Origin of the sequence: Micromonospora sp. NBC_01405 (genome assembly GCF_045040155.1) — a bacterium.
Taxonomy (GTDB): domain Bacteria; phylum Actinomycetota; class Actinomycetes; order Mycobacteriales; family Micromonosporaceae; genus Micromonospora.
Window position 1 is genome coordinate 2,083,340 of the sequence record NZ_CP109532.1, and the last position, 12,375, is coordinate 2,095,714.

The 12,375-nt window shown below is 67.5% G+C and carries 8 protein-coding genes; 4 read left to right on the plus strand and 4 right to left on the minus strand.

Features of this window, described 5'->3' with window-relative positions; translation table 11 throughout:
• Positions 1-416 precede the first annotated feature (416 nt).
• The 3 genes from OG559_RS08135 to OG559_RS08145 all read left to right on the plus strand — a co-directional run bounded on the left by OG559_RS08135 (position 417) and on the right by OG559_RS08145 (position 5,733).
• On the plus strand, positions 417-1,430 hold the full coding sequence (locus OG559_RS08135) for a UDP-glucose--hexose-1-phosphate uridylyltransferase (RefSeq protein ID WP_405113940.1): 1,014 nt from the start codon (positions 417-419) through the stop codon (positions 1,428-1,430).
• Positions 1,430-2,602 (plus strand): galactokinase, encoded by a 1,173-nt coding sequence (gene galK / locus OG559_RS08140; RefSeq protein ID WP_405113942.1) that lies wholly within the window; start codon positions 1,430-1,432, stop codon positions 2,600-2,602. Before OG559_RS08135 ends, galK begins: the two co-directional genes overlap by 1 nt.
• Positions 2,603-2,853: 251 nt before the next feature.
• The gene (locus OG559_RS08145) at positions 2,854-5,733 is read left to right on the plus strand and encodes a glycosyl hydrolase family 95 catalytic domain-containing protein (protein ID WP_405113944.1); all 2,880 of its coding nucleotides are present in this window, start codon (positions 2,854-2,856) and stop codon (positions 5,731-5,733) included.
• Positions 5,734-6,322: 589 nt separating this feature from the next.
• Here OG559_RS08145 and mmsB read toward each other — a convergent pair.
• The 4 genes from mmsB to OG559_RS08165 all read right to left on the minus strand — a co-directional run bounded on the left by mmsB (position 6,323) and on the right by OG559_RS08165 (position 10,932).
• Positions 6,323-7,573 (minus strand): multiple monosaccharide ABC transporter permease, encoded by a 1,251-nt coding sequence (gene mmsB / locus OG559_RS08150; RefSeq protein ID WP_405113946.1) that lies wholly within the window; start codon positions 7,571-7,573, stop codon positions 6,323-6,325.
• Positions 7,570-9,111 carry a multiple monosaccharide ABC transporter ATP-binding protein gene (gene mmsA, locus OG559_RS08155; RefSeq protein ID WP_405113948.1) on the minus strand — a complete coding sequence of 514 codons (1,542 nt, stop codon included), beginning with the start codon at positions 9,109-9,111 and terminating at the stop codon, positions 7,570-7,572. Before mmsA ends, mmsB begins: the two co-directional genes overlap by 4 nt.
• A gap of 180 nt (positions 9,112-9,291) precedes the next feature.
• A complete protein-coding gene (chvE, locus tag OG559_RS08160; RefSeq protein WP_405113950.1) occupies positions 9,292-10,464 on the minus strand; it encodes a multiple monosaccharide ABC transporter substrate-binding protein in 1,173 nt (390 codons plus the stop codon).
• Between the two features lie 222 nt (positions 10,465-10,686).
• The gene (locus OG559_RS08165; RefSeq protein ID WP_405113952.1) at positions 10,687-10,932 is read right to left on the minus strand and encodes a hypothetical protein; all 246 of its coding nucleotides are present in this window, start codon (positions 10,930-10,932) and stop codon (positions 10,687-10,689) included.
• A 142-nt stretch (positions 10,933-11,074) separates the two neighbouring features.
• Between OG559_RS08165 and OG559_RS08170 the strand changes: the two genes are divergently transcribed.
• Positions 11,075-12,325, plus strand: coding sequence for an ROK family protein (locus OG559_RS08170; protein WP_405113954.1), 1,251 nt, complete (start codon positions 11,075-11,077; stop codon positions 12,323-12,325).
• Positions 12,326-12,375: the final 50 nt, after the last annotated feature.

Below are 12,375 nucleotides of genomic sequence, written 5' to 3' on the forward strand. Positions count from 1 at the left end.
GCAACTGGACACCTGAGCTGCCGCACAAGATCGAAAAGTCCGTCGGCGTCGATCACCAGCCGGCCCGCGCTGATCGGGTCGTCCGCTTGGCGGTAGGCGCGGGCGGCGTCGACCAGGTGGGGGCGGCGCGGCGTTCGACCGGCAGACGGGACCTTGACGGCCCGTACAGGTGGTGGGAGGATCGCCGCAGCCGATGTTTACGTGAACATCGATGGGCGGCTACACGGGCCGCAGCCAGAGCGCCTCCAGCCAAGGCGGCGCCCTTTGTCGACCCGGCAATTCCGGCTCCCTTGGCCCCGTCCCGCCAGCCGGGAGCGGGACGAAGGGCGTCTGGCTGCCGTCTGCACGTCACCGTCGCACCGGCACGCCTGACAGTTCTTCCCGCTTGCGCACGTCTCGCCCGATCCGGAGGTTGCATGTTCACCGCGCCACACCGTCGGCTCAACAGGCTTACCGGCGAATGGCTGCTGGTTTCCCCGCACCGTGCCACCCGTCCGTGGCAGGGGCAGGTGGAAGACGTGGTCGACGAGCGCCGGCCCGAATACGACCCCAGTTGCTACCTGTGCCCCGGGAACGATCGGGCGGGCGGCGCGACCACTCCCGAGTACACATCCACCTATGTCTTCGACAACGACTTCCCGGCGCTGCGACCGGAAACCCCAGCCGAGCAGCTGGGTGATGACGGACCGCTGGTGATGGAGAGCGAACGAGGAATCTGTCGCGTGCTCTGCTTCTCCCCCCGACATGACCTCTCTCTGGGTGAGATGAGCCTCGACGCGATCAGGCGAGTAGTCGACACCTGGAATGACCAGTATGTTCAGCTCGGATCCATCGACTGGATCCGCTACGTACTCGTCTTCGAAAACCGGGGCGCGATGATGGGTGCCAGCAATCCGCACCCGCATGGGCAGATCTGGGCCAACGAGCGACTGCCCAACGAGGTGGCGCGCGAGCTGCATCAGCAGCAGATGTATGCCGCGAATGGCCAGTGCCTGCTCTGCGACTATCTGGCTGTCGAGCTGAAGCACGACGAACGGATCGTCTGCGCCAACGAGCATTTCGTTGCGTTGGTGCCGTTCTGGGCTACCTGGCCGTTCGAAACGCTGGTGCTTCCCCGCGCGCATCAGGGGGCGCTACCCGACCTGGATGCCGGTGAGCGCGACGCCCTGGCCGACATCCTGCGGCGAGTGACCCGCCGGTACGACAGGCTCTTCGGAGTCGCCTTTCCATACTCGACGGGCTGGCATCAACGGCCCACGGACGGCGAAGCTCATCCGGAGTGGCACCTGCACGCGCATTTCTATCCACCGCTACTGAGATCCGCGACGATACGCAAGTTCATGGTCGGCTACGAGCTGCTTGCCCAGCCGCAGCGCGACATCACTCCTGAGAACGCAGCACAGCTGCTGCGGAGCCTGCCGGAGGACTAATGGTTGACGGACAAGTACGAGCGGATTTCGAACAGGAGTTCGGCGTCCGCCCGGAACTGTTCGTGCGTTCGCCGGGCCGGGTCAACCTCCTCGGCGAGCACACCGACTACAACGACGGCTGGGTCTTCCCCATGGCGTTGAACATGGGCACCGATGTCGCGCTGCGCCGGCGAGATGACCGCATGTTGCGGGTAGCCGCGCCGCATTTCGGGGCCAAGGATCAGGTGTCCCTCGACGAGCTGCGCCCGCAGGAGGGGCCCGAGTGGACCCGCTACGTGCGGGGCGTGGCTGCGCTGCTGGGCGAGGCGGGGTACGGGCTGACCGGTGCCGACGTCCTGATCAGCGGTGACCTGCCGGTCGCGGCGGGTCTGTCGTCGTCGGCGTCACTTGAGCTGGGTATCGCCGCCGGGCTGATGACACTGTCCGGGCAGCTGTTCGACCGGGTCATGCTGGCCCGCCTCGGACAGCGGGTGGAGAACGAGATTGTCGGTGTGCAGAGCGGAATCCTGGATCAGCTCGCCGTCGCGGGCGGCGTTGCCGGGCGGGCGCTGTTGATCGACTGCCGGACTCTTGACATCGATCCCGTGCCGATTCCGAGTGACGTCCGCATCCTGGTTCTGCACACGGGGGTCTCCCGGACGCTGGCGGCGTCCGCATACAACCGTCGGCGCGCCGAGTGCGAGTCGGCGCTGCGTACGCTCAGCTCGGTCGAACCGGACCTGAAGGCGCTGCGTGATGTCAGCCCGAAGCTGCTGGCCGACGAGCAACAACGGCTCGGGGACACCGAGCTGCGTCGGGCGCGGCATGTCGTCACGGAGAACGAGCGGGTGCTGACCGCCGCCGACGCGTTGCGGTCCGCAGACGTCGACGCGTTCGGATCGCTCATGACAGCCTCGCACGCAAGCCTGCGCGACGACTACGAGGTGAGCATCTTCGAGTTGGACGCCCTGGTCGACATCGCCCTGTCCACCCCCGGCGTTCTGGGTGCGCGAATGACCGGCGCCGGCTTCGGTGGCTGCGCGGTCGCGCTGGTCCGGACCGAACGGGCCACGTCTGCGGCAACGGCCATCACCGGGCGATACCGACGCGCAACGGGCCGTGCTGGAAACGCGTACATCTGCTCCCCGAGCGACGGGGTTCACGTCCGCTGGGCCAGAGACGATGTCGACTAAGTCGCTCTTGAGGCTGACGGGATGTCCGCTGAAGCCCGTCCTGGATCACCGCTGTCGGCCACCGCCACGTCACCGGCATGGGTCTGGACGTGGCAGGGCCGGCGCCGACACCGTCCAGTACGGCTACCCAACCAGCTCTGGAAGCTCGGCAAGCCCTTGGGTACCGGGCACAGCGGCGCGCAGTGGTGCGCCGCCGCACCTCTTACCACCCCTCACACCAGCTCGCGCCGTCCCTCGTCCCAGGAGTCGCCATGAGCCTGCCCGTCGACCGCAGACGCCTCATCACCACCGCCGCACTCACCGCCGGCGCCGCCGCCCTGCCCTTGCCGGTGTTCGCCCGACCGGCGGCTGCCGCCGTACCGCCGCAGGTCACCCTCCCCGAACGCGGCATATACGACACCGCCGTCGCCACCGACTGGACCGACGGATTCCTCACCGGCAACGGTGAGTACGGCGCCGTCCTCCACGGCGCGCCGGCACTGGAAAAAGTGGTCTTCAACCATCACCGGTTCGTCCTGCCCAACGGCACCCGCAACCTGACCCCGCCGGTGCTCTCCGGGCGGCTGGCCGGTGTCCGCGACAAGGCGCTGGCCGGCGACTACAGCGGCGCCAACGCCGACTTCACCAACGGGTGGAGCCTGCGCTGGACCCAGACCTACCATCCCGGCTACGAGCTGCAGATCAAAACACCCGACGCCTCCAGCATCAGCAACTACGCGCGCATCACCGACTTCGCCACCGGCGAGGTCACCTCGACCTGGACGGACACCCACGGCACCTGGAGGCGCCGAGCCTTCGCCTCCCGAGCCGACCAGGTCATCGTCCACGAGCTCACACCCGCCAGCGGCCGGGCCATCAATGCCACGCTCAGCGTCAACGCCGCCCTGGCCGGCGTCCCGAGCACGGTCACCTTCAGCACCCTGGCCACCGTCACCAACGGTAACGGCTACCTGAACCTGCGTGCCGTCTACCCGACAGCACAAGGGGCATACGGCTACGAGGGCGTCACCCGGGTCGTGGCGACCGGCGGCTCCGTCACCGTGTCCGGCTCGACCATCGTCGTCACCGCAGCCACCACGCTCGTGCTGCTGACCAAGCTCAACCGGTACGAATCAGCCACCGCGTGGAACGCCAAGCCGCTTCACGCGGCGCTCGCCGCCCTGGCCGCCGGCTACTCGACGCTGCGCAGCCGCCACATCGCCCTGCACAAGCCGCTGTTCGACCGCAGCCGCCTCGACCTGAACGTGAGCCCAGCCGACCGGCAACTGTCCACCAGCGAACTCGTCGCACGCCAGAATGCCGACCGCAACGTCATCGACCTCGCCCTGCTGGAACGGCTGAACGATTCAGGCCGCTACCTCTTCCTCAGCTCCAGCGGTGTACTGCCACCACGGCTCACCGGAATCTGGACGGGCTCCTGGAACGCCGCCTGGGCAGACGACTTCACCACCGACGCCAACATCAACCTGCAGGTCGCCGGCGGCAACATCCTCGACCTCACCGAAGCGATGGACGGCTACTTCAAGCTGATCCTCGGCCAGCTCGCCCACTGGCGGACCAACGCACGAAACCTCTACGGCGCCCGCGGCTTCCTCGCCCCGTCCCGGACCGACGGCGAGTACGGCCACATGCTGCACTTCAACTACGACTTCCCCGGCCACTGCTGGACCGGCGGCGCCGACTGGCTGCTCTACCCGCTGCTGGAGTACTACCAGGTCACCGGCGACCAGGCATTCCTGGTCGACAAGCTCGGCCCAGCCCTCATGGAACTCGCCCTGTTCTACGAGGACTTCCTCACCCGCACCGACGCCAACGGCGACGTGGTGTTCGTACCGTCGTTCTCCATGGAGAATTCGCCCGGCAGCACCGGCGTCGCCCTGGCCGTCAACGCCACCGGCGACATCCAGGCCGGCAAGCACGCGCTGCAGGCAGCCATCGACGCCGCCAACGCCCTCGGCGTCGAGCAGGGCAGCGGCCAGGGCGTCCAGCGATGGCGGGCCCTGCTGGCGCGGCTGCCGCCGTATGCCGTCAACAGCGACGGCGCCCTGGCCGAATGGTCCCGGCCCGGCCTGACCGACCGTTACAGCCACCGCCACATCCAGCACCTTTACGGGGCCTGGCCCCTGCACGAGATCAACCCCGAGGAGGCACCGGACCTCGTCGCGGCATCGATCCGCGCCCTCGCGCTGCGCGGCGATGAGAACATCTCCGCACACGGCAGCCTGCACCGCGCCCTGGCTGCTGCACGGCTGAAGGACGGACCCGCCGTTTACCACAACCTACGCAAGATCGTCGGCAACAACATGGTCTTCAGGTCACTGATGACCTCGCACAACCCGAACCTCGACATCTACAACGCCGACGCCGCCAACGCCCTGCCCGGCGTGCTCAGCGAAGCGCTCGTCTACACCAGGCCCGGCATCATCGAACTGCTGCCCGCACTCCCCCACCAACTGGCCAAGGGCACCATCACCAACGTGCGCGGCCGCAACCGCGTACGCATCGCCAGCCTCAGTTGGAACCTGCCCGCACGCACCACCACCATCACCATGGCCTCCGCCGTCACCCAGAAAATCACCCTCATCTGTCGCCGCGGGATCAACTCGATCTCTACCTCCGCCACGATCACCTCCTCCCCCCTCGGCGCGCACGCCCGGGTGATCTCCCTGCCCGCCGGCCAGCAGGTGCAGGTCACCGTCGGCCTGCCCGCGGACACCGTCAGGATCGTCAACCGGCACAGCGGCAAGGTGCTCGACGTCAACGGCGCCAGCACCGCCGACGGCGCCGCCATCATCCAGTGGCCCTGGACCGGTGCCACCAACCAGCAGTGGCGCCTGACACCCAACTACGACGGCTCGTTCCGGCTGACCGGCGTGCACGGCGGCAAGGTGCTCGACAGCCCGGGCGGTTCCAGCGAGGGCGCCGGACTGATCCAGTGGACCGACAACAGCAGCATCAATCAGCGGTGGCAGTTGGTGCCGGCCGCCACCAGCGGCTACTACCGGCTCGTCAACAGGCGCAACGGATGGTGCATCGACGTCGAGAACGGCTCCACCGCCGACGGCGCACGGGTCATCCAATGGCCTGCCAACGGCGACGCCAACCAGGAATGGCAGATCGTCGGCCTGTGAGCCGGCGCGTCCCGACGCACCACGACAGGACCCGGTCGCCGGGCAGGCCGAACCCATCGGCCAGCCCGGCCACACGGGAGTGAGGTTCCCCCGGTAGCTCGGAGGCTTTTGATGTTCCCCGGAGTTGTCGGAGCCGTGTTGGTTGGCGTCAGGCGACGGATAGTGCAATCGGACGGAGCCCGGGGATCCCGGCGCGCCATCACCCGCGCTGTCCGAGCCGCTGCTCACGCTCGAACGGCGCTAGGCTAGCGCCGGAATAGCAGCCGAAGGCCCGTACGATCGGGCCACCCGCGCGGTAGCTGTCGCGGTCGGCGTCGCGGAGCCGCATGCACTCCGGAATCCCCATGCGTTCAGTTCCCGACGGCTGCGGGCCGTCAACCGCTCCTCTTGGTACGCCGTGCGCGCCGGGGGATGAGGGCCACGCTGAATCGCACGGCGCCGGCAAGCACGCCCTCGGCACCCGGCCCAGCACCCAGGTAGGTACCCCCGCTGGTGGAGCTGTCGACGGCGGTCCTGGAATCAGCCGCGTCGCCCAGCCTCCAGTAGGCATTCGCGCAGCGCAATTCGCGGTGAAGACGACTGGGTCGTGTCAGCGGATGGCTCCGGCGCGGCGCTTGTTGTAGATGTCGAACGCGACGGCCAGGAGCAGGACCAAGCCCTTCACCACGGACTGCGTCGACTGGTCGATGCCCATGAGCTGCATGCCGTTGCTCATCACTGCCATGATCAGACCGCCGACCATGGCACCGACGACCGTGCCGACACCGCCGGAGACGGCCGCCCCGCCGATGAACGCGGCGGCGATCGCGTCGAGCTCGAACATGTTGCCGGCGGCCGGCTGCGCGCCGTTGGAGCGGGAGGAGTAGATGACACCGGCGACACCGGCGAGCAGACCCATGTTCACGAAGATCCAGAAGTTCACCTTGCGGACCTTCACGCCGGACAGCGTCGCCGCCGACAGGTTGCCGCCGATCGCATAGACCTGGCGGCCGAAGACGGTGTTCTGGGTCATCAACCCGTACGCGATCACCAGGACGGCGAGGATGATCAGCACGATGGGCAGGCCGCGGGCGTGGGCGAGCTGCCACGCGAAGTACATGACGATCGCGCCGACCAGCAGCATCCGCGCGACGAACAGCGGGAACGACTCCACCGACTGCTGGTACCGGATCCGGGCCAGCCGCGTGCGGAAAACGCTCACCGCGTACCCGATCACCGCAATGGCCGCGATGAGCAGCGTGAACGCGTCGTAGCCCTGCCCGCCGACAAGGCCGTTCAGGAAGCCGCTGGCGACCTTCTGGTACTCGCTCGGGAACGGCGACAGCGAGATGTTGCCGAGCACCTGCAACGTCAGGCCGCGGAAGAGCAGCATGCCGGCGAGCGTCACGATGAACGCGGGCATGCCCACGTACGCCACCCAGAAGCCGTGCCACGCGCCGACCGCGACACCGACGGCGAGGGCGGCCGCGACACCGATCCACCACGGGTACCCCTGCTCGATGACCAGCACGGCGGAGACCGCGCCGGTGAGCGCGACCACTGAACCCACCGACAGGTCGATGTGTCCGGCGATGACCAGGATCACCATGCCGATCGCGAGCACCAGAATGTACGAGTACTGGAGCACGATGTTGGTGATGTTGCCGGGGCTGAGCAGGACACCGTCGGTCAGGAACGCGAACAGCGTCACGATGGCGACGAACGCGATGTAGATGCCGCTCTGCCGGAGGTTGCGCAGGATCAGCGCACGCGGGTCGCTGGTACCGGCATGCAGCGCCGCACCGGAGCCACTCCCGGGCGGCGCCAGCTCCAGCGTCCCGGGGGTCTTGATGGTGGTCATCTGGCGAGCTCCTTCTCCTTCGTCATGAGCGCCATGAGGTTTTCCTGTGTGGCCTGGTCGACCGGCAGCTCACCGGTGATCCGCCCGGCCGAGAGCGTGTAGATCCGGTCGCACATCCCGAGCAGCTCGGGCAGCTCGGACGAGATCACGACGACCGCCTTGCCCTGGGCCACGAGCCGATTGATGATTGTGTAGATCTCGTACTTGGCGCCGACGTCGATGCCGCGGGTGGGCTCGTCCAGGATCAGCACGTCCGGGTCGGTGAACAGCCACTTCGACAGCACGACCTTCTGCTGGTTGCCGCCGGAGAGCGTGCCCACCGGGTCCATGACGCTGGGCGTCTTGATGTTCATGTCCTGCCGGCTCTCCTCGGCGACCTTGATCTCCTCGTTGGCGTTGACCCAGCCCGCGCGGGAGAGCTTGCCGAGCGCGGCAGCGGAGACGTTGGCCCGCACGTCGGCGATGAGGTTGAGGCCGTACCGCTTGCGGTCCTCGGTGGCGTACGCAATGCCGTTGTCGATCGCCTCGGCCACGCTCCGCGCCCTGACCGGCTTGCCGTGCATGAATAGCCGGCCGCTGATGTCCCGCCCGTACGAGCGGCCGAACACGCTCATCGCCAGCTCGGTGCGCCCGGCACCCATCAGTCCGGCGATGCCGACAACCTCACCGGCCCGCACGGTGAGACTGGCGCCGTCGACGACCTTGCGGGGCTGGACCGGATGCCACACGGTCCAGTCCTCGATCCGCAGCACCTCATCGCCGGGCGTGCAGACGCGGTCGGGGTAGAAGCTGTCGAGGTCGCGGCCGACCATGCCGCGGATGATCCGCTCCTGCGTCACGTCGCCGGAGCGCATGTCGATCGTCTCGACAGTGCGCCCGTCGCGGATCACGGTCGTGGAATCGGCGATCGCGGTGATCTCGTTAAGCTTGTGGGAGATCATGATGCAGGTGATGCCCTGGTCGCGCAGCCGCCGGAGCAGATCCAGCAGGTGCGCGGAGTCGATGTCGTTGAGCGCGGCGGTCGGCTCGTCGAGGATCAGCAGGCTCACCTGTTTGGACAGTGCCTTGGCGATCTCGACCAGTTGCTGCTTGCCGACGCCGAGCTGGATCACCGGCGAGACCGGGTTTTCGTCCAGGCCGACCGAGGCCAGCAGCGCGGCCGCGTCGGCGTTGGTGCGGTTCCAGTCGATGAGACCGCCGCGACCGCGGCGCTCGTTGCCGAGGAAGATGTTCTCCGCGATCGACAGGAACGGCACCAGCGCCAACTCCTGGTGGATGATCACGATCCCGACGGCCTCACTGTCGCGAATGCCGCTGAAGTGCGCCGCGCGCCCGTCGAAGACGATCTCGCCTTCGTAGCTGCCGGTCGGGTAAACGCCGGACAGCACCTTCATCAGGGTCGACTTGCCCGCGCCGTTCTCCCCGCAGATCGCGTGGATCTCCCCACGCCGAACGGCGAGCGACACGTGCTCGAGAGCCGTCACACCGGGGAAGCGCTTGGTGATCCCGCGCATCTCGAGCAGTACCTCGTCGTCCATCCGTCCTCCTTCGTCGCCGGTCATGGCCATGGGCTCTGCTGGCTGGCTGGCGCTCGCTTCGCTCGCGCTCGGCCCCGGATGCCGGCTCGGTCCGTCCTCGTCGCGGCGCTCCTCGGACCGGACCTCGCCAGCTTCGGGGCCGGGCCCGGCGGTCGTGCACCGCCGAGCCCGACAGTTCCGTTACTTGGCCTGGCCTGCGGCGACCTCCGCCGCCGTGTAGTAGCCGGAGTCGATGAGCTCCTTCTTGATGTCGTCCTTGAAGACGGTCACCACGGGCAGCAGGTACGACGGCACGACCTTGACGCCGTTGTCGTACGTCTTGGTGTCGTTGGCCTGCGGCTGCTTCTCTTGCAGGAACGCCTCGGCTGCGACGACCGCCTGCTGGGCGAGGAGCCGGGTGTCCTTGAAGATCGTCGAGCCCTGTACGCCATCGTTGATCAGCTTGACCGACGCGATCTCGGCGTCCTGGCCGGTCACCACGGGCATCGGGTTGGCCGCCGTGCCGTAGCCGGCATTCTGCAGCGCGGTGATGATGCCGCGGGACAGGCCGTCGTACGGGGACAGCACACCGTTGACTTTGCTGCCGTCGTTGTAGCTGGAGGTCAGCAAATCCTCCATGCGCTTCTGCGCGGTCTCCTGCTGCCAGCGCAGGGTCGCCACCTTCTCGATCTCGGTCTGCTTCGACTTGACCACCAGCGAACCGTTGTCGATGAACGGCTTCAGGGTCTGCATCGCGCCGTCGAAGAAAAAGTGCGCGTTGTTGTCGTCGAGCGAGCCGGCGAACAGTTCGACCTTGAACGGCCCGGTCTTGTCGCCCTTGGCGCCGTCCTTCGTCTGCAGCCCCAGCCCGACCAGCAGCGCGCTGGCCTGGGCGACGCCGACCTTGAAGTTGTCGAAACTGACGTAGAAGTCGACGTTCTTGCTGTCCCGGATCAGCCGATCGTAGGCGATCACCGGGATCTTCTTGTCGGCGGCGGCCTGTATCTGGCTGCTGAGCGCTGTGCCGTCGATCGCGGCGATGACCAGGACATCCGCGTTCTGCGAAATCATCTGGTCGACCTGCTGCGACTGGGTCGGGATGTCGTCACCCGCGTACTGCAGGTTGACCTTGTACCCCTTCGCCTCCAGCTTTTCCTTGATTGAGTTGCCGTCGGCGATCCACCGCTCGGAGGTCTGGGTCGGCATCGATACACCGATTTTCAGGTCCTTAGGGTCCTGACCGGACGTGTCGGTATCCCCACCAGCACCCTCACCGCCACAGGCCGCGAGGCTCAGGGCCAAGACGGCGCCGCCCAGAGCCACCAGGAATCTTCTTTTTTCCACAAGCCTCTCCTTAATATGCTCGATATACATGTCGAACCCGCCCCTGACGCCTGGCGTCGTCTTAACAGACCTGCTTTCGGCTGGGCCGCGTGGTCTGACTGCCAAGCACGCGCCCTGACGCCTTGTTGGATGCCGCCTGTTGGTGGCCGACCATGCGTCGTTGACCGCAGCGACATTCGCCGGTCGGGATCGGTGCTTATCGGGTGCGGACTTCCACTCGGTAGGTTCGGGTCTGCGAACCGTCCTCGCTGGTCACTGCGATCGACTAGGTGGACCGACGTGGGCCGTGGCGTACGGGCCGGCGACGGTCGCGGTGACCACGGCCCGGTCGGGGCGGGCGGGGGCGACCCGGTAGTCGGTCCGGTTGAGGTCGAAGCCGGCGAGGGGCCGACCGGCCTCTGCTGCCGCAAGCGGCGCGAGGGCGCTCGTCGTCAGCGCCGAGCCGATTGTCGCCGAAACCGTCGCGCTGGCTACCCGGGTCGCCCTACGTCGAGCCATCACACAGCCTCCGATCCGGCGCTTACCGGATGGCTTCTTAAAAGGGGTTTCGAAACTGGCGTGACGCACGTTACGGCAGGCGACGCCGTGGCACAAGCATCCATGGCTCGGCTAGCTTCTTCGCAGCGTCTAGAGTCGCGATGTGCGGCGCACATCCAGAGACATCCGGGTCACCAACCGTTTCGAGGTGATGCGGCACCTCATCGCCTCGGCTACCGTCTCGCGGCAGCAGGTCGCCGCCGAGACCGGGCTGAGCCTGGCGACTGTGTCCAACCTCGTTGGCGAACTGTTGGAGCTCGGCCTGCTGGTGGAGGTGGGCTACCAGGACTCCGGCGGGGGCCGGCCGCGCGGGCTGGTCGCGGTCAACCCCGACGGCGGCGCTCTGGTCGGCATCGACGTGGCCGAGACCTACGTGCACGTCGAAGTCTTCGACCCCACCTTGACGGTGCTTGCCAACGTTGAGGAACCGCTGCACCCGGCAGAGAACAGGCCCGACCAGGTCGTCGCCCACATCGTGTCCGGAGTTCGGTCCGCGCTGACCGAGGCGAAGGTGAGCGATGACCGGGTGCTCGGCGTCGGCGTGAGCGTCCCTGGCCAGATAGACCGCGAGGGCGGGGTATCCGTGTTCGCACCCAACTGGGACTGGCACGACGTGCCGCTGCGCAGCCTGCTGTCGGCGTCTCTAGACCTGCCCCTCTACCTGGACAATCCGCTGCGCGCCTGCGCCGTGGCCGAGCTGTGGTTCGGTGCCGGCCGGGGCCACGACGACGTCATCGTGGTCAACCTCGGCACCGGCGTGGGCGCCGGCCTGATCTTCGGCGGCGCCCTGCACCGTGGGGCGACCAATAGCGCCGGCGAATGGGGCCACACCACGCTCGTCATGGACGGCCGGCTCTGTCACTGCGGCAGCCGCGGCTGCGTCGAGGCGTACGTCGGCGCGCCGGGCATCATGCAGAACCTGCGCGACCTGACCCCAGACAACCCGATGCTGCACCCACATGACCAGACGGCGACCATACAAGCGCTCGCTACGGGCGTCGCTGCCGCCGACCCAGTAGCACTCAAAGTGGTTACCGAGACCGCGCGGTATCTCGGCGTGGCGGTGGCCGATCTGATCAACCTAGTCAACCCCGATGTCGTCGTGCTCAGCAGTTGGGTAGCCAAGCATCTGGGCGAGCCGCTGCTATCGGAGGTACGCGCCGTGGTAGGCCAATACGCGCTCGCCCGCCCTCTTGCGGCCACGGAGATCACCCTGTGCCGACTCACCGGCAATCCGGTGAGCCTAGGCGCAGCAGCCTTCGCGCTGGAACAACTCCTGTCCGCCATCGGCACCGTCCAAAGCCGGCCTCCGCCGACCCCGAGCCGCACCCGCGCGGTGGATCGACGTCCCTAGTCTGGGGACTATAAGACGAACGGCCCTTTTGCGCCGATCGTGCAGATTTG